The following is a 23,270-nucleotide window of genomic DNA, read 5'->3' as shown; positions in this document are numbered from 1 at the left end:
GTTAGCCGGCCTTTACGGGTACATCAGCGAAAATCGCTTCAATGACGTTGTTGGCCCATTGAAGGATCTCGGCGTCCTGGAGATCCCGCCCACCGATCCTGGCCGTCTTGGGCTTGGGAATCAGCACCGCATCCAGGGCAGGCTTCACCTGCGAGCCCGGGTACATGCGGTTCAGGCGCATGGTTTTGGACTCGGGCAGTTGCGCCGGCGAGAAACGGATGAAGTTGCCTTGGAGTGCGACGTCGGACAGGCCGGCTTCGCGGGCGCCCACCCGGAACCGGGCCACGGCAATGAGGTTTTGGGCAGGCAACGGCGGCTCGCCGTAGCGGTCTACGAGTTCTGCCAGGACTTCGTCGATGGCCTCGTACGTGATGGCGGACGCCAGTTTCCGGTACGCCTCCAGGCGCAACCGTTCGCCGGGCACGTAGTCGTGCGGCAGGTGGGCGTTGACGGGCAGCTCGATTTTCATCTCGGCGGCCTTCTCTTCGGCCTCACCGCGGTATTCGGCAACAGCCTCACCCACCAGGCGGATGTAGAGGTCGAACCCGACTCCCTGGATATGGCCGGACTGCTCACCACCCAGCAAGTTACCGGCGCCACGGATTTCCAGGTCCTTCATGGCCAGCTGCATACCCGCACCGAGCTCATTGTGCGCGGCCACGGCTTTGAGGCGCTCCAACGCGACTTCACCCAACGGTTTCTCCGAGGGGTACAGGAAGTAGGCGTAGGCACGCTCCCGGCCACGGCCAACGCGGCCGCGGAGCTGATGGAGCTGCGAGAGACCATACTTGTCCGCCCCATCCACAATCAGGGTGTTGGCATTGGAGATATCCAGGCCGGTTTCAATGATGGTGGTGCAGACGAGGACGTCGAAACGTTTCTCCCAGAAGTCCACAATGATTTTCTCAAGGCGACTCTCCGACATCTGGCCGTGCGCTACTTCCACGCGGGCTTCAGGGACCAGCTCGCGGATCTGCGCGGCGATGCGTTCAATGGATGAGACGCGGTTGTGGACGAAGAACACCTGGCCTTCGCGCATGAGTTCACGGCGGATCGCGGCGGAGGTCTGCTTGTTGGTGTACGGGCCAACATAGGTCAGCACGGGGTGGCGTTCCTCCGGCGGAGTGGCCAGGGTGGACGTTTCGCGGATGCCCGTCAGCGACATTTCCAAGGTCCGCGGGATCGGCGTTGCACTCATCGCAAGCACGTCTACGTTGGTGCGCATTTTCTTGAGCGCTTCCTTGTGCTCCACGCCGAAACGCTGTTCCTCGTCAACGATTACCAGGCCAAGGTCCTTGAACTGGAAGTCCTTGGACAGGAGGCGGTGGGTGCCGATCACCACGTCCACGGCGCCACTCTTGACGCCCTCAGCTGTTTCCTTGGCTTCCTTGCTGCTTTGGAAGCGGGACAGCGGCTTCACCCTCAGGGGGAAACCGGAAAAGCGCTCGGTAAATGTCTCGTAGTGCTGCTGCGCAAGCAGGGTGGTGGGCACCAGGACTGCCACCTGCTTGCCGTCCTGCACGGCTTTGAAGGCTGCCCGGACGGCGATCTCGGTCTTGCCGTAGCCAACGTCGCCGGAGACCAACCGATCCATGGGGATCTCCCGCTCCATGTCCGCTTTGACCTCGTTGATGGTGGTCAACTGGTCCGGCGTTTCCACGTAGGGGAACGCCTCTTCAAGCTCGCGCTGCCAAGGAGTGTCCGGCGCGAAGGCGTGACCCCGGGAGGCCATGCGGGCGGAGTACAACCGGATCAGCTCACCGGCAATTTCCTTGACGGCCTTGCGTGCCTTGGACTTGGTGCTGGCCCAGTCCGCACCACCCATCTTGCTCAGTGCCGGAGCATCACCGCCAACGTAGCGGGTCACCTGGTCCAGCTGGTCCGTGGGTACGAAGAGTCGGTCCCCCGGAGCACCACGTTTGGACGGCGCGTACTCCAGCACCAAATACTCTCGCAGCCCGGCATCGGAGGACGACGTCCCGGCCACCTTGCGCTGGATGAGCTCCACGAACCGGCCAATTCCGTGCTGCTCGTGAACCACGAAATCGCCGGCATGCAGTTGCAAGGGGTCCACGGCGTTGCGCCGCTTGGAGGGCATGCGGCGCATGTCCTTGGTGGAACTGGCCGTGGCACGGCCCAACAGATCAGCTTCGGTCAACAGGCCCAGTTTGAGGCCGTCCAGGACAAAACCACGTCCGACGGCGGCGGTGGTCACCTCGATGATGCCCGGCTGGGGTTCCTCATCCAGGGACTCCACGCGCGAACAAGGAATCTCTGCATCATGGAACAGCTCCGCCAAACGCTGGGCAGGCCCGGGACCATCGGTCACCACCACCACACGCCACTGCTCACGAACACGGGAGCCGATGAACTCCAGCATCTCGGCCACATCACCCTGGTAGCCACGCGGTTCGCGGGCACGCATGTTCAGCACGTCGATGTCCAGGACCAGGTCCTCATCGGAGGCGAGCGACGTGATGGACCACCAGGACACGCCATGTTCCAGGGCAGCCGAGCGGGTGTCGGTCAGCGAACGGAAGCTGGCGGCGTGCAGGTCGGTGGAGGCCTGGGACGACAGATCCAGTGGCGCCGCACCGCCGTCGGACGCTGTTGACCAAGCAGCCTCCAGGAATTCCTCGTTCGTCGCCGCGAGATCGTGAGCGCGCGTACGCACCTTCTCCGGTTCGATCACCACCGAAAGCGAGCCGGCCGGGAGCTGGTCCACGAACGGGACCATGGCATCCACCAGCACGGGGGCCAAGGACTCCATGCCTTCCACGGCGATGCCGCCGGCGATCTTCTCCAGCATGTCAGCCGCGGCAGGCATGTCTACCTTGAGCTTGGCCGCACGGGACATCACCGAAGCCGTGATCAGGATTTCCCGGCACGGCGGGGCGTGCAGTTCAGTGGGATGGTGGATTCCCGGCGCTGACAGCGAGCGCTGGTCGGCAACGGCGAACCAGCGCATCTGATCCACTTCGTCGCCGAAGAATTCCACGCGGATGGGGTGGTCCTCGGTGGGCGGGAAGACGTCAAGGATGCCGCCTCGGACTGCGAATTCGCCACGGTGCGTCACCATGTCAACGCGGGCATACGCGGCGTCGGACAGTGCCCTGACAACTTCCGTAAAGGATCGTTCCTGCCCCACCTGCAAGGTGACGGGGATTAAGTCACCCAAGCCGGCCACAATGGGCTGGACCACGGCCCGGACCGGGGCAACCACCACACGCAAGGGGGCCGCCGTCGAGCTTTCCGGGTGTGTCAGGCGGCGCAGGACGGAGAGCCGGCGGCCAACGGTGTCTGAGCGTGGTGAAAGCCGCTCATGCGGGAGGGTCTCCCAGCTGGGAAAGGTGGCCACGGACTCTACGGGGAGATACGAGGCGAGCGCCGCCGTAAGGTCCTCGGCTTCACGGCCGGTTGCGGTCACTGCGAGCACCACGGGAGCACTGTCATTTTCGACACCAGCGGAAGCCAGGGCATCGGCCATTTCGGCGAGCAACACCGCGCGCATCCCTTGGGGGGCGCTGATCTGGTAGTCGGCGTTCCGGTCGCTGAAGGACCGCTGCGCCTCCGTGCGAACGCGCGCAAAAGTCTTGTCCTCCGCCAGTGCGCGGCGCAGACCGTTGAGGCTCATGGCAGAAACTCCTAGGGTGGGTCCAAGGGCAGGCAACACAAATGCCCGGAAATTCAGATGAATGCCGGGTCATTCCAGCCTACCTCTACCCCCAGCCACAGGAGTTCCTTTGCAGCCTTCGGAAGCTACGCATTCCAATACCCCGCAAGAGACCAAGACAGTGCTGGTCACCGGCGCCACCGGTTACATCGGCGGGCGTCTGGTCCCCCGACTCCTCGAAGCCGGCCACAAGGTCAAGGTCCTGGTCCGCACACCACAGAAGATTGCCGATGTTCCCTGGCACGATCAGGTTGAAATCATCCAGGACAGCCTGTCCGATGCCCGTAGCCTGGCCAGCGCCCTGACCGGCGTGGATGTGCTCTATTACCTGGTCCACTCCATGGCGTCCGGCAGCGGATTTGAAGCCAAGGAAGAATCCATGGCCAAGCTCGTGGCAGAAGCGGCAGAGGAAGCGGGCGTGGACAGGATCGTCTACCTCGGCGGCCTGCACCCGGAGAACCAGGAGCTTTCCATCCATATGCGGTCCAGGGAGACCGTGGGCCGGGTGTTCCTGCAGTCCGCGGTTGACTCAGTAGTTTTCCAGGCCGGGGTGGTCATCGGTTCGGGTTCGGCCTCTTTCGAGATGATCCGGCACCTTGCTGAGACCCTGCCCGTCATGCCGGCGCCCAGCTGGGTCAATAACCGGGTTGAGGCAATCGCCGTCCGTGACGTCCTGCACTACCTCGTGGCCGCGGCCTCAATCCCGGAAAAGCTGAACCGTTCCTTCGATGTCGGTTCGCGCGACGTCCTGAAGTACAAGGACATGATGAACGATTACGCCGTGGAGCGTGGGCTCCCCCGGCGGCTGGTGATCGCCCTTCCGGTGCCCGCTCCCAAGCTCGCAGGCTTGTGGGTTGCTTTGGTAACTCCCATTCCGTTGTCCATGTCCCTGCCTTTGGTGCAGTCGCTGCAGCATGACGCGGTGTCGCGGGAGCACGACGTCGACGATTACATTCCACAGCCCGACGGCGGCCTCACGCCTTACCGGCGCGCGGTCGCCTTGGCGCTGGGCAAGGAACGGGACGGACAGGTTGAGACGACGTGGGCGAACGCAGGCATCGACGCCGATCCCCTGCCGAGCGACCCCGACTGGGCCGGTTACAAAGTGTTCCTTGATGAACGGACCTTCCACAGCGAGGCCAAGCCTGAACATGTATGGACCATCATTGAGGGCATCGGCGGTAAAAACGGCTGGTACTCCCTACCCTTGGCATGGCGGGTCCGGGGTTGGCTGGACAAGCTGCAGGGCGGCGCAGGGCTCTTGCGGGGACGCAGGCACCCCAAGACCCTGAACACGGGCGAGGTAGTGGACTGGTGGAGGGTGGAAGCGATCGAGCGCGGACACCTGCTCCGTTTACGGGCCGAGATGCGGGCCCCGGGCGGTGCCTGGCTTGAATTGGCAGTGGAACCCGATGGCGACGGGAGCCTCTACAAGCAACGGGCCATCTTCTTCCCCCGCGGCCTGGCGGGGAGGTTGTACTGGCTTGGCGTGTACCCCTTCCACGGGTTCATCTTCCCCTCCATGGCCCGCAACATTTCCGCCGCTGCCACTGCGCTCCAAGAGGCCGGTTCAGGGGTGTCCACCCGGACCCCGTAGGATGTTGGGAGCTAAAAAGCTTCACCACAACCATCCACGGAGGACCCATGGCCCTGAGTGCATCCACCACCCTGCCCCACAGCGTTGACCGCGTAGCCGCAGTCTTTGTGAACGAAGATTTCCTGCGTCACACCAGCGAATACGTGGGCGGCTCCTTGGAATCGTTCACCGTTGACGGCGACACCGCCGGCGCCTTCACCACCACCACGGTGCGCACGCTGCCCACCACGCGCCTGCCGGACATCGCCCGCAAGTTCGTTGGCGAAACGCTGAAGGTTACCCAGACCGAGAAGTGGGAAGCCCCGGCTGACGACGGTTCACGGTCCAGCACTATTGCACTGAAGATCTCCGGCGCACCGCTTGATGTCACTGCGGTCCAGCGTCTGGTTGCCGAAGGCGCCAGCACCCGGATCGAACTCGAAGGCAATGTGACTTCCTCGGTTCCGTTCCTCGGTGGCAAGATCGCCGACGCTGCCGAGCCCATGGTGGGCAAGGCTTTGGGCATCCAGTCCCAGCAGGCTCAGGCCTGGCTCGAAAGCCACTAACGTGGAGATCCCCGCAATTCTGGCGATCGTCCTGATCGTTGCCGGCGTCTGGTCCTTGGTTGTCTGGCCGCAGTTCCTCAAGCGCGTCATGAAGGACCCGCGCGCCCGCGACGCCGCCGGTAAAGCCACCAAGTTCCTCACGGTCCACGTTGTGCTGGTCACCATCTCCATGGTGCTGGGACTCGCGACGGCGGGCATAGGGATCGCGGGCCTGGTCGCCTAGGTTTCACCCAACTGAGTCGCAGCAGTGCGCGTTTTGAGAGCTCATAACGCGCACTGCTGCTACCCAGTTGGGTAAGATGGACAGTGGTGTGCCGGGAAGTCTGGTCGGCGGTTCTTTTGCAGTACCCGCAAATGCCCGCCCACTTTTGAGGAGCCCCTGTGCCCCAGCCATCGAACCGGCCTGCAGCACCCGAGCCCGTCTCCAGCAGCTCCAGCAAAGTCTTCTCCCGCTCCAGCTACCCCGAGTACCGCCGGATCCTCGCGATCCTTCGCACGGAAACCGTTGGCGGCGCCCTCCTTCTTGCCGCTACCGTGGTGGCGCTCATTTGGGCGAACTCCCCTGCAGCAGACGGCTATTTCGCGCTCCGCGACGTCAAGATCGGTTACGAACCCTGGCATCTTGAACTGAGTCTGGGCCATTGGGCTTCAGACGGCCTGCTGGCGGTGTTCTTCTTCCTCGCCGGGCTTGAACTCAAACGCGAATTCGTCGCCGGGGAACTCCGCAAACCCGCCAAAGCTGTTGTCCCCGTGGCCGCTGCTGTTGGTGGCGTGGTGGTCCCCGCATTGATCTATGTCCTCTTCAACCTGGGGACGGCCGGCGAAACGCTCAAAGGCTGGGCCATCCCCACCGCCACCGACATCGCCTTCGCCCTTGCAGTGCTGGCCGTCATCAACACGCACCTGCCCTCCGCGCTCCGGACGTTCCTGCTGACGCTCGCCGTAGTGGATGACCTCATCGCAATCGGCATCATCGCCTTCTTCTACTCCACCGGCATTCAGCCGCTGATGCTGCTCGCAGCCCTGGTGCCCTTTGGCCTCTTCACGTTCCTGGTCCAAAAACGCGTCCGCAGCTGGTACCTGCTGGTTCCCCTTGCCTTGGCCACATGGGGCTTTGTGCATGCATCCGGGATCCACGCCACCGTGGCCGGGGTGCTGCTGGGCTTCGCCGTTCCGGTCCTGGCCAGCGGGAAAAAGGGAGAGCCGGCCGAAGGCCTGGCCGAGTACCTCGAACACAAACTACGTCCGTTCTCGGCGGGCTTTGCCGTGCCCGTCTTCGCGTTCTTCTCGGCCGGTGTGGCCTTGGGCGGTGTGGATGGCATGGGAGCGGCATTGAGGGATCCGGTGGCGTTGGGCATTGTGGCAGCGCTGGTGGTTGGCAAGGCCGTGGGTGTCTTCGGCACCACATTCCTGGTCACCAAAACCACTCGGGCAAGCCTGGATTCCAGCATCGCCTGGATCGACCTCTTCGGACTGGCGCTGCTGGCCGGCATCGGTTTCACCGTCTCATTGCTGATCGGCGAGTTGAGCTTCGGCGCCGGCTCCACCCATAACGACCACGCCAAGGTGGCCATCCTGGCAGGTTCCCTGATCTCGGCACTGCTGGCCGCCGTCGTGCTCAGGGCCCGTAACCGGCGCTACCGCCAAGTGCAGGCAGATGAAGAACGCGACGACGACGGCGACGGCGTCCCTGACGTCTTTTCCCGCGCCTGAGGCGGAGGTACTGCGGTAGCGGCTACGCGGTGGCCTGATTAAGGGCGTCCTCGGCAGCAACCCAGGAAATCATGGCGCACTTCACGCGGGCCGCGTACCGGGCGACGCCTTCGAATGCGGCGGCATCGCCCAGGATCTCAGGGTCTGCCTGTACTTTTCCGCGTGAACGGAGAACCTCGCGGAAATTATCAATCACCGAGTGCAGTTCTTCCACTGACATGCCCTCGCCAAGTTCGCTGAGCACCGAAGCCGAGGCCATGGAGATGGAGCAGCCCGCGCCGTCCCAGCTGATTTGCTGGACGGTTCCTTCGGAGACCGCAAGCCGCAGCGTCACCTCATCCCCGCACACAGGGTTCAGCTGGTGCGATTGACCCGTGGACGTACCGTCCGGCGCATCCGTTTCCGCGAGGCCGCTGCCGTGCCGCTGCTTGGAGTGGTCCAGGATGATCTGCTGGTACAGCTGGTCAAGACTCATGATGCTTGTTGCCTCTTCTGGGGGAAATCGTGGTTGACGGCTGAGCGGCCAAGGGCCTGTGCCGCGTGTCAGGCCTGGAAGTAGGCCCGGACACCCGAAACGGCGTCGAGGAAAGCGTCGACGTCGTCCGTGGTGTTGTAAAGGTAGGTACTCGCGCGGGTGGTTGCCGTCAGGCCCAGGCGGCGGTGCAGCGGCTGGGCGCAGTGGTGTCCGACGCGAACGGCGATGCCGCGGTCATCAAGGAACTGTCCGACGTCGTGGGCGTGGACTCCGGCGACGTCGAAAGCTGCGAGCCCGATCCGTTCGGTGCCGGAGGCAGGACCAACCACGCGGATGCCATCGATGGCTTCAAGCCCTTTGACGAGACGTTGGCCCAACGTGGCCTCCCACGCGTGGATGCGGTCAATGCCGGTCTCGGTAAGGTAATTCACTGCGGTGGCGAGGGCAACAGCCTGGGAGATGCGCTGGGTTCCGGCCTCGAACCGCTGCGGTGCCGGCAAGTACTCGGCCCGTTCCATAGTGACAGTGGTGATCATGGACCCGCCCGTCAGGAACGGCGGCAAGACGTCCAGCAGCTCCTGCTTCCCGTACAGAACGCCGACGCCGGTGGGGGCCAGCATTTTGTGGCCGGAGAAAACAGCGAAATCGATATCCAGTTCCTTGACGTCCACAGCCATGTGCGGAACTGACTGGCAAGCGTCCAGGACAACCAAAGCACCTACGCGGCGAGCTATGGCTACAAGCTCGGCTACAGGGTTGATGGTGCCCAGGACGTTGGAGGCGTGGCTGAAAGCAAGGAGTTTGGTCCGATCCCCTACGATATCAGCGGCTGCATCAAGCCGCAGCGTGCCGTCGTCTTCAATGGGGATGTACTTCAGCGTGGCACCTGTCCGGAAGGCCAGTTCCTGCCAGGGAATGAGATTGGCGTGGTGTTCCATTTCGGTAACCACGATCTCGTCGCCAGGACCGATTGCCAGGTCCTTCAACGCTGAACCGCCACGTCCCTGGGCAGCCCACAACGCAGCGTTGGACAGGGCGTAGCTGATGAGGTTGAGGCCCTCGGTGGCGTTGGAGGTCCACACGGTTTCCTCATACTGCGCACCGATGAAGTCCGCCACGGTCTGGCGTGCGTCCTCAAAGACCTCCGTGGCCTCCACGGCAAGGTGGTGGGCGCCGCGGTGAACGGCAGCGTTGCGTTGCTCGTAATACTCCTGCTCGGCTTCGATGACGCTGAGCGGGTTTTGCGACGTAGCGCCGGAATCAAGGTAGATCAAGGGTTTGCCGTTGACCAGCTGGTCCAGCACCGGGAAATCATTCCGGATCCGCAACACCTCCGCGTTGTCCATGGCGTGCATGGATCGCTGCAGTGAGGCGGGAGTTGATACGGCAGTCAAGGGGCGCTCCTTGGAAATCCTTCAGGGACTCCTCATTATCCCACGGTGGCCCCTGCCCGACGGTGTGCCGTACAGCACGTCAGCCGCCGGCCCTCCCCGGCACCCACCCCGGCGGTGGAACGATCCCGCTATCGAAGGCACTCCGCAGCCTCTCCAGCAGCACCGAGGCCCGGCGGCTGGCAGCAACCCGTGTCCTTGCCTCATAACCCGTAGCGGCCCGCGAATAGCAGAGCGCGGCATGGGCAAACTGCCGGTCCGCAGACAGGCTCCGGCCTGCGGCCTCAAACGTTTTGGGGTCATCGTCCAGCAGGGCGGCAGCAAACGTCCCCAACGCTGCCCCGCCAGGACCCTGGACAGTTGCGGCCAGCCCGCCAAGGCGGCGCTGAATCCTGGAATCGTCGACGGCGGCACTTGCGGCGTTTAAGGTCAGGAGGGAGAACACCTCAGCTTCCATCAGCATGCTGCCTTGGGAGTGCAAGTGTTCTGCAAGCGCCATCAGATGACGTGGCGTGCCCGATGCCTGGTCCCGGGCGGCCGCGACAAACACGGTGCTGAGTTCAGTGAGGAGGTCCGGCTGCGTCACGAGACCGGGCTGCCTCACCAGACTGGCCTGGGTCACCGGACCGGCCTGGGCTGCTTCGCTTTGCCGGGCCCTTGCCATGGCCCGCCGCGAGTTGCCGCAGAGCGCCTCGGAGTAAGCCAGCAGGGCCGCAGCCAGAGCGCGGACGGGCGGCAGGCCGGCGTCGTGCAGTTCTGCGAGGACGGGTTCCAAAGTAGCGCGGGCTGCGCGCGGAAGCCCTTGGCTGAGCTGGACGTAACCGCGGGCAACGTCCAGGCACGCCGAGAGGTGCATGGGCATGGTGTAGTCGGCGGGAGTATCAAGGAGTGGATCCAACACTTCCCAAGCCAGGTTGTACCGCAGGCCAATTACGTGGCGGAGCAGGGCGCCCGAAAGGAACATGTCCAGGGTTGGATCGGCGTTGATGGCCTCGATGGCGGCCGAGGACCGTTGCAACGCTTCGGGCGCCGCCCCGGACAGCAGCAGGCGCTCGGCTTCGCGCACTTCCTCCACGATCAGCACGGCAGGATCGCCCTGCCCCGCCGAACCCTGGCCGGACGGATCGCCCTGCCCCGCCGAACCCTGCCCCGCCGAACCCTGGCCGGCGGGATCCAAGCCGGTAGGATCCGTTTCCAAAGGTGCGGACTCCGTTGCCAAAGTTGCAGCTCCCAGGAGCCCAAGGGCCAGCAGCCGGTGCGCGGCGTCGATCTTCACTTCAGAGGGCCCGCCCGCTGTTGCCAGCTGCCGAAGTTCCGGACCTGCTTCCCGGATGTGGCCCTCGGCGATCAGCGCCCGTGCCCTGACCAGCCTGGCCTCGTCCACGTGATCCGCGCCCGTCACTGCCGAGGCGGCCCTCAGTGCGAGTTCGGCGGTGGATGGACTGTCAGCTGCGGGGGCGGCAGCGAGGAGGAGTTCGTAGGAGAGCGTCAGCCCGCAGTCGAGGGTCCATGTTATCCATCGCAGCATGGCGGGCGCCGTCTCCGTAGTCAGCCCGGGTTCCTCCACACCCAGTCGAAGAGCCACGCTACGGGACTGCGGTACGGACAGCCGGGTTCCTTCGCCCCGCAGCCAGGAACTGGTGCGGAGCAACGGGGGCTGGCCGGGCAGCAGCCTGATGTCATTGTTAGCGAGGAGATGTTCCACGGCTTTCCGGCCGAAGTGGCGCTCCACCACCTCAAGGGCCACGGGTTCTGAGAGGGCAATGAGTTCGAGCGCCTGGCGCTCTTCGGGCGGGCGCGAAGTGTTCTCCTTCCGGACGTGCTCAGCAACGCCGGGCCAGTCACAGTGCGCCCGTACATCGATGGTCCAGTAACCATCAATGCGGACAAGGAAACCGGAACTGCGTGCGTCATCGACGGCCAGGCACAGCAACCCCACGTTGAAGCCGCTCATGGCTGCCAGGAGGCTGCTCGCGCGTCGCTGGACATGTCCGCCAAGGATGGACTCGCACAGAGCGTGTGCCTCATTGAACGTAAAGGGCGGCAGGAAGAATTGCTCCAGGAAGCCGTCTTCCCAGAGCTGGTAAAGGTCCGGCGGGAGGGGGTGCCGGCTTTCGGCCGTGGCAACAAGCGTTGCGCCGAAGCCGGGAATGAGTTGCAGCAGGACCGCGAGTGAGGCCGGATCGATGTAGTGGATGTCGTCCACCAACAGGACCAGCTGCGGCCGTGACGGCTGGACGTGCCGTTTGCTCCGGCGTCGTCCGCGTGGTGGTGTGTACAAATAGTCGGCCGGCCCCAGAGTACTGGTCAGTGCCCGGAGAACGTGGAGACCCGGAGGTACGGCCTCGTCCGCTTCAGCTGCCGAAACGGCACCCAATGCCCCGAAGTGGAGTGCCCTCCGTTCGGGTTTTCCGGTGAAGGTGCGAACATCCACGGATTTTGGGAGTCCCTCTTTGATGGAGAGCAAGAGGTGGCTCTTTCCGGAGCCCCTCTCTCCCACCACCACAATGCCGCTGGTGGACGTGGACGGTACGGCTGAAAGGATGAGGTTTAGAAGTTGCGCTCTGTCCGGGAGGGTTGATGGCCTCAGACCGGCTGTGACGGTGTCTTCGTCCAGCCAAGGGTCCGGCAACATGCACACTCCAATAGCAGCAGTCCCATGATCCGGGAGAGTTTGGGGTTCCGCGATGTGCGGGGTCCCTGACCTAGAAGCCGGCGGCGGCTGGGGGGAGAGTCTCGGTCTCAGAAGACTCTGTCGCCGCCGGCTTCGTACAGGGCCGGACCACCAAGCGGTGGCCGGAGCATCGGCCAAAGAGACCTTCCGATGCGGGTGATGCGATTTCCGGAATCCCGGTGATGCTTGGGGCTGAACCGTTCTTCCAAGATCAATACTGCCGGGGCGCAACATCGCGTACATCAGTAGTTGGTACTCGAAAAACAGGCGGCTTTTGCTCCCTCGGTACTCTGTTGTACTCAGTCCGCGGACAGGGCACTACTTGGTTGCGACACGAAATACCTGCTTATTACTCCATTGATTGGGTAAATTCCGCGGGATTCCAAGGGCGGTGAGTCCGGAGGCGATTCCGAAGGTACTCAGTGGCCGGCGTCAGTGACTACTCGGTGCGGGCGTCAGGGACGGACGGCAGCGCCCAAATCTTCACGACGGCGGATGCCCAATTTGGCGTAGCTCCGGTACAGGTGGCCTTCCACGGTCCGTACGGACACCATGAGTTTCTCGGCAATCTGACGGTCGGTCAGTCCCGAGACAGCCAATGCCACGATGTCCTGCTCGCGTCGCGTCAGCGGCACGGACCGGTCTGCCTCCGTTTGCGGATCATGGACCACGGCGTCGCCAAGGCTTGCCTCGCTGACGTCACGCAGTACAGCTGCCTGCCGGGCTTCGGGGCGTTTGCCTTCAGCGTCAAAAGTCACAGCCGCTTTGTCGAACGCCGCCGCGGCCGGTCCCGGCATCCCGGATGCAGCCAGGAGGTTGCCTGCGTTTACCAATCCCTGGCCCTCACCGCTCAGCTGCGCCGCCGCCAGTGACTCCCAGCCGGTTGCCCAGCTTCCGGCCATCGACGCCGCCGTTTCCCGGAGCGACTCCATGGCTTGCACGTCTCCGAGCTCGGCCCTGAGCACCAAGTTTTGCAGTAAGACCCCGGGTAGTTGGTGCAGATGGCCGGATTCGGGGAGACCACTAAGTTTCTGCAGCCCCGTGCCCTGCGTGAGAAGTTCCCGGCCGGCAAGCCTGAACAGCTCGGCAAGGGCCTCCACATAAGCACCACCGATGGCAGCGTCCCGCTGCTCACTTTCCAGCCGCCGGGCAAGCGAATCATTGCCGGACTTGGCTGCCGCGTAGAACGCCAGGGCGGTTCCAAGGCTTTGCAGCTGCAGCGGGTCCCTGACCTGTAACGCTTCGACGGCGGGCGTGAGCATCTCCGTTGCCTTCTCCAAGCGTCCCTGACGCAGCAGTGACAGGCCTTTGAGCGCCTCAATGTCGCCGCCAAAATATATGAGTCCCCGGGGCGAATTGGAGGCGTAGCGGTCAAGGCCGGCCCCGGCTGCCTCCCAGTCTCCGGATTCCAAGGCGGCCAGGGTGTAGCGCAGCAGGACGAAGTCGCTGAAGTACAAAAGCTCATGGGGGTGCTCGTCCAACAACAGCAAGGCTTCGCGGCCGGCTTCCAGGGCCTCCACAGCTTGGCCCTCCACCGTTAGCAGCTCACACTGCATGGCGCGCAGGAAAATCCGGTTCACGGCGAGGTCTGGGCCATCCGTTGCGAACTCGTCGGCGAACCGGTCCAAGCCCTCGCGGAGTTCCTCATAGTGGCCGTCATTGGCAAGCGCCGCCAATTCCACCACCCGGACGTGCCCTTCGACTTGCCGGAGCACAGGATCGGATGATTCCCGCTCGCGCATCAGTGCTTTGGCAGCGGTCCGGGCATCAGCCACAATGTCAGCCGGCGAGTCGCCCGCAGCGGTGCGCGCGGCGGCCCACAACAGGCCTGCGCCCAATGGCCCCGATACGTCAGCGTCCAGGAACCCGGCGCTTTCCTCCAGCAGCCGGACGGCACCGCGGTAGTCGCCGTCGTTGTAACTGACCAAGGCCATGACGGCGCGAGCCCGGGGCTGCAGCGCGCCCGAGCGGACTTTGGCGGCCGCCGCTAGTGCCAGCGGGTGTTGAAGCGTCCTGGCGGCAAGGAAGGCTGCCTCCAGCAGTCGTTCATCGTCGACGACGGCACCACAGTCAAGGGCCCAGCCCACCATCCGCAGCAGTTCCTCCGCCGTGGACGGTTCCGTGGGCAATTGCTGCACCAGGCGCTGGCGGATCTGAAGACTCCTGGCAGGCGAAACGATCTGTCGGAGCGCCTCACTGTACATGGGGTGCCACATCTTCAGCGGACCGCCGGGTCCGTTGGCGGAGACCACAAGCCGGTTGTCCATCAACGCCCGTACTGTGTCCCTGCCTACCTGCATATCCAGCACGGCGACAGGGACGGGCTCGGATAAGGCAATGACGTACATCGCCTCCCGTTCGGCTTCGCTGGTCCGGAGAACCCTGTTGCGGACCACCTCGGCCAGTCTTTCTCCACTGCCTGAAAGTCCACGCGTCAGGAGCCAGACTCCGTTCCGGCGGATGAGGTTTCCGTCAGCCTTCGAGTCCTCAAGGAGGCAGTGGAGCAGCAAGGGGTTGCCTTCGGACATGGAGTGCAGCACCTCCGCCGCACTGGACATGACCGCACCCCCGAGGGTCTTTTCTGCCAGCTCCGTAACAGTTTCCTTGTCCAGCGGGTGGAGCTCCAGCCGCTCGGCCAGTCCGTCGTACCAAAGTTGAAGCAATGCAGCAGGAAGGCCGGGCCTGGGCCTGCTGGTGGCTACCAGGCGCGCCCATCCAGCAGTGACCAGCTCCGCCAGAATCTGGGTGCTGCCTTCATCGAGGTCGTGGGCGTCGTCAACGATCAGCAGCAGGCGGGCGCCTTCACCGCCACGCCGTTTCTCGAACTGAGACCAGAACTCGCGGAGGATGGCCACGGGCGAGGTTGCCTGCTCCACGGGAAGATCCAGCAGATAGGGGGCCAAGACGCCATAGGGAACGGCGGACAATGCAGGGCTCCCATGAACCCGCATCACCACCATTTCACCGGCAAGGCGGGCCGCGATCTCGGCTGCCAGAGCGGTCTTGCCGATCCCCGGGTCGGCAACCAGAAGCACGGCCCCGGTGCCTTCCTGCCTCAGTATCTCCGTGGCCAGGTCCAGTTCCGCGTCCCGGCCTACCGAGTGCTCAGCCTGCATGGGCGACCCACGTCAGGGCTAGAAAAGTTTCACATTTCGATTCACAGCAGCCCATTGAGCTCGCCCCGAGACGAAACACCGAGCTTCGTGAACACTTGGTACAGATGACCCTCTACAGTTCGCACAGACACCCCAATATCCATCGCGATTTCGCGGTTGCTTACACCCTTTCCCGCGAGTTTAGCAATTTGGCGTTCCCGTTCGGTCAGTACCGGCGCGTCGCTGCGTGGCTGGATCGGTAGCGCCGGGATGGAATGCTCCAACCGTTCGAGCCGCAGCTGGGCCGTTCGGGCCGCTGTGGTTTCGCCGGCGTCCCTGGCGAAGTCAAGGGCCATGGCCACGCAGCGGGCTTCAACCACCAGCAGGTCCAAGGCTGCTGCGGCATCAGCGGCCGCCAGCAGCGAGCGGGAACTCTTAGTCAGGGCTCCGCGAGCGAGGTCCCCGGAGATCTTGGCCAAGGGTCCTTGCCGACGGCCGGCAATCTCTTCCAGCAGCCGGTATTCCTCATCCGTTCCTTCCACGGTTGCCCCGAAGAGGTTGATGCCCGCCGTGGCGAACCGTTGCTGGTCAATGTCGTTTTGTACCCGGACCAGCAGCCTTTGTTTCACGTCCGGGTCCCCCATCCAGCGCCCGGCCATCTCCGCACAGAACTCAGCTACGGATTCGGAGAAGAACGTCCCTACTCCCCTGCATGTCCTGTAGAGGTCAAGGTATCGGCCGGCCTCCACGGTATTGCCAAGTTGAGCATAGGCAAAAGCTGTGGCTGCGTACGCAACCTTGTTCATGTTCATGCTCGGCCGGAGCTCCAGCTGGGCAACAGCCGACCGGAGTGGTTCAATGGCGCCAGCGGGCTTGCCTGCATAGGCGAACGCAAGCCCGACGCCCAGTTCCGTGAGTGCACCCCTGTATTGGAGGCGCGAGGACCCCGAGGGCGTGCGGCGCATGAGTTCGATGCATTTGCGCCATTGACCGGACAACAGCAGCACCAGGAACGCGTGTGTGGCAAAGGATTCGTCCAACCGTGCCGGGCGGTCCGCGTCCCCTAAGTGCCGTGAAACGGTGCGGGCAAGTTGTTGGGCCTCCAGCTCCCTGCCCAGCATGCAGCGGGCCTCGATGAGGAAGAAGGAGGACTTGAGCCAGTGTTGGCGGTCCTCCGCCAAGTCCTTGGCCTGTTCGGCTTCCAGGTCCTCAATCATGGCAGCGTACTCACCCGTGAAGGTTTTGTACTCGTAGCTGCACAGCTGCAGGCGGTTGCGTGCCTGCGCCACGGCCTGAGCGGGATGGTCCCCGGCTTCGGCTTCGAGCGTCTCCAGTCCCGCGGCGATTACTCCCGGCACCATCCCTGATCGTCCGTCGATCCACATCATGGCCTGGCATTTTGCTGCGGTGACTTCAGCGAACTCCAAGGGCTCCAAGGCAGCCAGATGGGACTCGGAGACCTCATCCAAGGCCTGGGCCGCATGCAACGGCAGGTCCAGCATGAGGTAAGCCGCAGCCTTCAGTCGCTGCCCGGGCACCCACTCGCTGTCCTTCGGGTCCAAGGACAAGGTGCATTGGATGGCAAAATTGGGGTCGTAGTCATCCAATGCCGCCCGCCCGGCTGCAAGTGCATGTGCGGGCGAGGGTGCGGGCTCATCTTCGGAAGCGTGCATCCATGCCGCATAGCTCAAGAGGTCCTGCGGTGCCAGGGCTTGGAGTTCAGGCTCTTTGGGACCGTGCAGCATCAGGCGCAGCTCACGCATGCGGCGGGTGCTTAGCCAGCCGCGGACAACCTCTCCCACATACGGGTCCCGGAGCGAGACCCAATGTTCGCCGGCCTTCCCAATAGTCAGCAGAGCCGAGTCTTCCATGTCCACCAGGACTTCGGTGCCGAAAATCGCTGCCAGATCCAACAACGTTGCGCGCTGCGCGCAGGCCAGGATTTCGACGACGGTCTTGCTGGGTTGCGGCTCGCGCGCCAGTCTGGAACGGACAAAGTCCTCCACAACCGTGGCGCCCTCAAGACTGATCCGGTCACGCAGTGTCCAGACGGAGTCGTTGAGGACCAAGTTGCCAGTGTGCCGCTGCTCCTCAAGAAGCGCATGCAGGAGCATGGGGTTGCCACCCACCGCGGAGTGCAGCGAACCCACCAGCGTTGAGGATACGTAGTGTCCAAGGACAGAGCCGAGGACTTGCTTGGTCTGTTCCTCGCTGAGGGTGTTCAGATGAACCTCGCCCAGTCCTCCTTCAAGGACCAGCCGATGGAAATCGGCAGGGAGGTCGCTGGCGCGTTGGACGGTGGCAATGACCTTGGCCGTGCCGGTAGCCATAAGGTTCAAGAGCACGCCGGTGCTCATCGGATCCATGCCGCCGGCATTGTCCACAATGAACACGGTCTCCCGGCCCGCGGCTTCTGTCCTGATCAGCTTGGTGACCGCGTGCAGAATGCCCGTCGGGGAGCCCACCGCCCCCGAAGGCAGGCGGGCCAGCAGAAAGCCAAGGCATCCGTAGGGGGTTTGGCCGCTGGCGACGGTGTTGCGTAATTGAAGGCTATGGACTTTGGGGCCGAGGGAGGACACCACCGCCCTCGCCAAGCCTGACTTGCCTATTCCCCGTTCCCCGGTGAGGACCACTCCGTAGGAATCGGGTGATTCGAGGTACTTGCCCGCTTTGGACAGATCGTGGCTCCGGGCCAGCAGTGACCAGGTTTGACGGTCTGTTGGGCCGCCCAAAAGATCGGGAGCCGCAGCCCTCGCTGCGCCTCCACCGCTCCTGTTTAGCAACTCCGCCGACATCCGCATCCTTAGCTACACATTCGCGGTAGACCCCCACCGCTTACCTGCGTACCATGCACACTACCTTCGGGCGCCCGCAGTTTGTAGGCCTAAAGGTCCTCGGGACCGTCAGGCTTTCCTCAGGCTTTCCTCAAGATTTGCTCAAGCTTTGGCAGGGTGGTGCTTCTGTTGCGCAGCCAGCAGCCCCTGGTCCATGAGCAGTTCCACGGCGTCCGCTGCCTCGTCTAAGAGGAACGGCAGCTCCTTCTTCTCCGTCGTGGCGAAATCCCGGAGGACGTAGTCGGCTGTCTCCATCCGTCCCGGCGGCCGGCCCACCCCTACCCTGACGCGCAGGTAGTCCTTGGTGTCAAGTGCTTTGGAAATGTCCCGCAGGCCGTTGTGCCCGCCCTCGCCGCCGCCAAGTTTTAGCTTGACTGTGTTAAAAGGTATGTCAATCTCGTCGTGCACAGCGATGACATGATCCGGCGCTATACCGAAGAAGTTGCAAAGTCCTGCTACAGGTCCGCCCGAGACGTTCATGTACGTCATGGGCTTGGCGAGCACCACGCGTGGACCCCCGATACCCAGCCGCCCCTCAACTACTTGGGCCCTGGCCTTGTGGACCTTAAACTTCCCACCCATGCGGGAAGCCAGTTCATCGAGCACCATCTGGCCAACATTGTGCCGGTTGCTGCTGTACTCACTGCCGGGGTTGCCGAGGCCAACAATCAGCCAGGTGTCAGTCATGGTCTCATCCTAGGGAGCGTGCGTAGGTTCAGCAGGAAGGGTGGCGGCAAAGAAGAAAGTGGCCGGGAACCCAAGGGTGCCCGGCCACTCAACGGCGTAAGCCTCAAGCAGTCAGAAGACTACTCGGCGGCAGCTTCCGTGGTCTCTTCTTCTTCCGAGCCAGCGGCTTCGGCGATGCGGACAACCAGGGTGTCGCCTTCGGTGAGGAGGATGGAACCCTTCGGCAGAACGAGGTCGGAAGCGTGGATGCTCTCGCCGGCCTTGAGGCCATCGATGCTAACCTCCACGGCCGTGGGAACGTGGGTTGCTTCAGCCTCGAGGGAAACCGTGGTGGCTTCGAGGCTGGCAACGGCACCCGGAGCAACTTCACCGGAAACGTGGATGGCGATGTCGACGGTAACCTTCTCGCCGGCCTTTACGGTCTGGAGGTCAACGTGCTCGATGATCTGCTTTACGGGATCGCGCTGGATGTCCTTCACAAGCGTAAGGTGCTGCTCGCCGTCGACGTCCACTGCGAGGAGGGCGTTGGAAACGCGCACTGCCAGCGTGGTGGCGCGGCCCGGCAGGTTGATGTGGATCGGCTCCGCGCCGTGACCGTAGATGACAGCCGGAATCTGGCCGGCCATGCGTGCACGGCGGGCGAAACCCTTGCCGAATTCGGTGCGCAGTTCTGCGGTGAGCTTCTGCTCAGACATGTGTACTCCTTGATTACTGTGGCACCCGGAAAGTCCGGGCTGGTCTATCAGCAAGGGCGGAGGTCTGGAGACCTTCTACGCCCGGCTGAGACCGGCCGCTGAGCAGCCGTTCCGCCTGTGTTGAAGGAGATGCAGACCCAGTCGATAACGGAGACCCGCAACCCAGGCCCACAAATGCGGACCGGATGTGCTCTCCCTCGCCAAGGTATCCCCAAGAGTTTAGCAGCGGATCGCGCTCTTTCTGAAAACGGCCAATGAAAACGGGCCACCCGCACACCCGAAGGTGGCAGGTGGCCCGCTCAAATTCAGCAGTCCGGCGTTATGCTTTGCCGTCGAACAGGCTGGTGACCGAACCGTCGTCGAACACTTCACGAATGGCGCGCGCGATCAAGGGTGCGATCGACAACACCGTCAGCGACGGGAAGCGCTTCTCCGCCGGAATGGGCAGCGTGTTGGTGACCACAACTTCACGGGCACCGGAATCCGCGAGGCGCTGGGCGGCAGGATCGGAGAAGACGGCGTGCGTGCAGGCGATGATGACGTCCTTGGCGCCGGCGTTCTTCAGGACCTGGACGGCGCCGGAGATGGTTCCACCGGTGTCGATCATGTCGTCGATCAGGACACAGGTACGGCCCTCAACCTGGCCAACAACGGTCTTGGAAACGGCCTGGTTGGGGACGGTGAGGTCGCGGCTCTTATGAACAAACGCCAGCGGAGCACCGCCCAAGCGCTCCGCCCACTGCTCTGCAACACGGACACGGCCGGTGTCAGGGGAAACAACGGTGATGTTGTCCGCTTCCACCTTGGTGCGGATGTAGTCAGCCAGCAGCGGGATGGCCATCAAGTGGTCAACGGGACCGTCGAAGAAGCCCTGAATCTGCGAGGTGTGCAGGTCAACGGACATGATGCGGTCCGCGCCGGCGGTCTTGTAAAGGTCGGCAACCAGGCGGGCGGAAATGGGCTCGCGGCCACGGCCCTTCTTGTCCTGGCGGGAGTACGGGTAGAACGGGGAAACAACCGTGATCCTCTTGGCAGAGGCGCGCTTGAGGGAGTCGATCATGATCAACTGCTCCATGAGCCAGTTGTTCAACGGAGCCGGGTGGGCCTGGATGACGAAGGCATCGGTGCCTCGCACGCTCTCAGCCGAACGGACGTAGATTTCCCCGTTTGCGAAGTCGTAGGCGTCGATCGGCAGGAGCTCGGTCTCCAGCTCCTTCGCGATTTCCTGCGCCAGCTCCGGATGCGCCCTTCCGGCGGCGAGAATCAGTTTCTTCTCGCCGTGTGCGGTAATTTCGCTCATGCCTATTTGCCCTCTTCTATGGTTGCCGGGGATTGTGAGGATGTGGAGGCGGGCGTCAGCTCGTGGGCAGCCTCGGCCAGCTTTGCAGAGTCGGTGCCCGGACGGTTGGCGATGACCCAACCTTCAGCGTTCCGCTGTGCGGCCAGGCTGAGGGCAAGGGCTCCCGCGGGAACATCCTTGCGGATGACGGCCCCGGCACCGCTGTAGGCGCCGTCGCCAACCGTCACAGGAGCCACGAAGACCGTGTTGGAACCTGTGCGGACACCCGAGCCGATCACCGTCCGGTGCTTCTTCTCGCCGTCGTAATTGGCAGTGATGTTGCCGCAACCGATGTTGGTGTCTTCGCCGATCTCAGCATCACCGGCATAGCCCAGGTGCGACAGCTTGGAGCCTCGGCCGATGGTGACGTTCTTGGTTTCGTAGAACGCGCCGATCTTGCCGGTCTCGCCAAGGACCGTGCCCGGGCGAAGGTAGGTGAAAGGTCCGACGCTGGCCTTGGCCCCGATCGTGGAGCCGGATCCGTGCGTGCGGATCACTTTGGCGCCCTCGCCCACCTTGACGTCAGTCAGGGTGGTATCCGGGCCCACGACGGCGTCGCGCGCCACAGTGGTTGCACCGTGCAGTTGGGTGTTGGGCAGCAGCCGGACGTCTTCGTCGAGGGTCACGGTGGAGTCAATCCATGTGGTTGCGGGGTCCACCACTGTTACCCCCGCGCGCATCCAGGACTCGACGATGCGGCGGTTGTGCTCGGCACCCAGCGCGGAGAGCTGGATGCGATCATTGGCTCCCTCAACCTGCCAGCGGTCTTCAGTCACGACGGCGGCCACCCGGCCGCCCGCGTCACGGGCCAACCCGAGGACGTCAGTCAGGTACATCTCGCCCTGCGCGTTATCCGTGGTGACCTTCGTCAGGGCAGTGCGCAACACAGCGGCGTCGAAAGCATAGATACCGGAGTTGACCTCGCGGATGGCGCGTTCGGTTTCGCTGGCATCCTTGTGCTCGCGAATACCGGTGACGGTGCCGTCGTCGGCGCGCAGGATCCGGCCGTAACCGGTAGCGTCGTCCAGCACTGCCGTCAGAACCGTGACGGCGTTGCCGTCAGCCTCGTGCGTTGTCACCAGTTCGCCAAGAAGCTGGCCCGTCAGCAGCGGGACATCGCCGTAAGTGACCACCACGGTGCCGGAAAGCTCGGCGTCGGCGTCCAAGGCATTGAGCGCTACTTCCACGGCGCGGCCTGTGCCGGGGACATCGTCCTGGTCAACAATCAGTGCTTCCGGGTCAAGGCCTGTGACGTGCTCGGCTACGCGGTCACGCTCGTGGCGGACCACCAAGGCCAGCTTCAACGGATTGATGGCGCGTGCGGCAAGAAGAGCGTGGCCAACCATGGAGCGGCCGCCGATTTCGTGGAGAATCTTGGGAGTCCGCGACTTCATGCGCGTTCCGGCACCTGCGGCCAAAACGATCACCGCTGCGGGACCGATGGTTTCGGGGCTCACGTACTGGCTCTCCTTGCTCGGTATGTCCCGGGTAACCCGGCTTCGGAATGCCGCCATCCAACAATGGACCCAGGCACCATGAGAGCCGCTACAGGTACAGAGAAGGAGCGCATTTTCCGACCGTTCCGCCCATAGGATTCGAACCTATACTCCACGGCTCCAAAGGCCGGGGTGCTGCCATTACACCAGAGCGGACCGTGCACGCTTTCGTCCCCCGAATCTTGCGGCCCGGAGGGTTTCCCGGATCACCGGGATGCACACACAAGAATCTAGTTTGCCATGACCACCGCGTGCTTCGCGACTTGACCGCCTTGCGCCCCACCCCTCAACCTCCAGAGCCCCCGCTCCTCAGCCGTTCCAGAGGCGACTTAGGGCATGATGGTCACGTGAGCAACCGCACTGAACTCCCCCGGCCGTCGGCCGCTTCCGAGCCCGCAGAGCACGTCACCAACGCTCCTGCAACGCGCGTACGGATGACCGGGCAGCAGCGCAAATCACAGCTCATCGGCATCGGACGCGCCCTCTTCGCAACCCGCGGGTTGGACGGCACCACCATTGAAGAAATCGCAGCCTCCGCCGGCGTTTCCAAGCCCGTGATCTACGAGCACTTCGGATCCAAGGAGGGCCTCTACCGGCAAGTGGTGGAGACCGAATTCCGGATCCTGCTTGACTCCATCACCGAGGCCCTCAGTACCGAAGCCAAGCCCCGCGTGCTGGTGGAAAGGGCTGCGCTGGCCCTCCTCGGGTACATCGAAGACCGCACCGACGGTTTCCGGATCCTCATGCGGGACGCTCCGCCCTCGCAGCCCGAAGGCGCCTTCTCCACGCTGCTCACCCATGTCACCGCCCGGGTGGAGCACCTGCTCTCCGACGAATTCGCGCGCCGGGGACTCAGCGCGGCAGATGGTGCCATGTATGCGCAAATGCTCGTGGGAATGGTGGCGATGACCGGCCAGTGGTGGCTCGACAGCCGCACGCCGGACAAACGGGCCGTTGCCGCGCACCTGGTCAATCTGGCCTGGAACGGCCTAACCGGGTTGCAAAAAGAACCCGAGCTCCGCAGCGAAGCCTAACCCCAACCATCTCTCACATCCC

The 23,270-nt window shown here is 63.7% G+C and carries 15 protein-coding genes and 1 tRNA gene; 5 read left to right on the top strand and 11 right to left on the bottom strand.

Features of this window, described 5'->3' with window-relative positions; genetic code table 11:
• Position 1: 1 nt before the first annotated feature.
• The gene (mfd, locus tag J7I86_RS02175) at positions 2–3,634 is read right to left on the bottom strand and encodes a transcription-repair coupling factor (RefSeq protein WP_214815135.1); all 3,633 of its coding nucleotides are present in this window, start codon (positions 3,632–3,634) and stop codon (positions 2–4) included.
• A gap of 109 nt (positions 3,635–3,743) precedes the next feature.
• Between mfd and J7I86_RS02170 the strand changes: the two genes are divergently transcribed.
• From J7I86_RS02170 to nhaA, 4 genes are all read left to right on the top strand, one after another.
• Entirely contained in the window at positions 3,744–5,270 is a 1,527-nt protein-coding gene (locus J7I86_RS02170) for an SDR family oxidoreductase (RefSeq protein ID WP_214815134.1), read from the top strand.
• 47 nt (positions 5,271–5,317) lie between these two features.
• Positions 5,318–5,815 carry a DUF2505 domain-containing protein gene (locus J7I86_RS02165; RefSeq protein WP_214815133.1) on the top strand — a complete coding sequence of 166 codons (498 nt, stop codon included), beginning with the start codon at positions 5,318–5,320 and terminating at the stop codon, positions 5,813–5,815.
• A 1-nt stretch (position 5,816) separates the two neighbouring features.
• Positions 5,817–6,038 carry an SCO4848 family membrane protein gene (locus tag J7I86_RS02160; RefSeq protein WP_209757492.1) on the top strand — a complete coding sequence of 74 codons (222 nt, stop codon included), beginning with the start codon at positions 5,817–5,819 and terminating at the stop codon, positions 6,036–6,038.
• Positions 6,039–6,196: 158 nt separating this feature from the next.
• The gene (gene nhaA / locus J7I86_RS02155) at positions 6,197–7,528 is read left to right on the top strand and encodes a Na+/H+ antiporter NhaA (RefSeq protein WP_214815132.1); all 1,332 of its coding nucleotides are present in this window, start codon (positions 6,197–6,199) and stop codon (positions 7,526–7,528) included.
• Between the two features lie 22 nt (positions 7,529–7,550).
• Here nhaA and sufU read toward each other — a convergent pair whose 3' ends face one another.
• The 10 genes from sufU to J7I86_RS02105 all read right to left on the bottom strand — a co-directional run bounded on the left by sufU (position 7,551) and on the right by J7I86_RS02105 (position 22,370).
• Positions 7,551–8,003, bottom strand: a complete 453-nt coding sequence (sufU, locus tag J7I86_RS02150; RefSeq protein ID WP_214815131.1) for a Fe-S cluster assembly sulfur transfer protein SufU — start codon at positions 8,001–8,003, stop codon at positions 7,551–7,553.
• A gap of 68 nt (positions 8,004–8,071) precedes the next feature.
• Positions 8,072–9,397, bottom strand: coding sequence for a cysteine desulfurase (locus J7I86_RS02145; RefSeq protein ID WP_214815130.1), 1,326 nt, complete (start codon positions 9,395–9,397; stop codon positions 8,072–8,074).
• Between the two features lie 79 nt (positions 9,398–9,476).
• Positions 9,477–12,029, bottom strand: coding sequence for an ATP-binding protein (locus J7I86_RS02140; protein ID WP_214815129.1), 2,553 nt, complete (start codon positions 12,027–12,029; stop codon positions 9,477–9,479).
• Positions 12,030–12,523: 494 nt separating this feature from the next.
• Positions 12,524–15,184, bottom strand: a complete 2,661-nt coding sequence (locus tag J7I86_RS02135; RefSeq protein ID WP_214815128.1) for an AAA family ATPase — start codon at positions 15,182–15,184, stop codon at positions 12,524–12,526.
• A gap of 41 nt (positions 15,185–15,225) precedes the next feature.
• Positions 15,226–17,958: a LuxR C-terminal-related transcriptional regulator gene (locus J7I86_RS02130; RefSeq protein WP_286179185.1), complete on the bottom strand. Its 2,733-nt coding sequence runs from the start codon at positions 17,956–17,958 to the stop codon at positions 15,226–15,228.
• A gap of 141 nt (positions 17,959–18,099) precedes the next feature.
• The gene (gene pth / locus J7I86_RS02125; RefSeq protein WP_214815126.1) at positions 18,100–18,684 is read right to left on the bottom strand and encodes an aminoacyl-tRNA hydrolase; all 585 of its coding nucleotides are present in this window, start codon (positions 18,682–18,684) and stop codon (positions 18,100–18,102) included.
• A gap of 119 nt (positions 18,685–18,803) precedes the next feature.
• A complete protein-coding gene (locus J7I86_RS02120) occupies positions 18,804–19,379 on the bottom strand; it encodes a 50S ribosomal protein L25/general stress protein Ctc (RefSeq protein WP_214815125.1) in 576 nt (191 codons plus the stop codon).
• A 319-nt stretch (positions 19,380–19,698) separates the two neighbouring features.
• On the bottom strand, positions 19,699–20,679 hold the full coding sequence (locus J7I86_RS02115) for a ribose-phosphate diphosphokinase (RefSeq protein ID WP_011774071.1): 981 nt from the start codon (positions 20,677–20,679) through the stop codon (positions 19,699–19,701).
• Between the two features lie 2 nt (positions 20,680–20,681).
• Complete coding sequence (gene glmU / locus J7I86_RS02110; RefSeq protein WP_214815124.1) at positions 20,682–22,175, bottom strand: bifunctional UDP-N-acetylglucosamine diphosphorylase/glucosamine-1-phosphate N-acetyltransferase GlmU; 1,494 nt, start codon at positions 22,173–22,175, stop codon at positions 20,682–20,684.
• A gap of 123 nt (positions 22,176–22,298) precedes the next feature.
• A tRNA-Gln gene (locus J7I86_RS02105) sits at positions 22,299–22,370 on the bottom strand.
• Positions 22,371–22,648: 278 nt separating this feature from the next.
• Here J7I86_RS02105 and J7I86_RS02100 point away from each other — a divergent pair.
• Complete coding sequence (locus J7I86_RS02100) at positions 22,649–23,248, top strand: TetR/AcrR family transcriptional regulator (RefSeq protein WP_214815172.1); 600 nt, start codon at positions 22,649–22,651, stop codon at positions 23,246–23,248.
• Positions 23,249–23,270 lie beyond the last annotated feature (22 nt).

The organism is Arthrobacter sp. ISL-95 (genome assembly GCF_018613695.1).
GTDB lineage: Bacteria > Actinomycetota > Actinomycetes > Actinomycetales > Micrococcaceae > Arthrobacter.
This window is presented reverse-complemented; position numbering and strand designations above follow the sequence as displayed.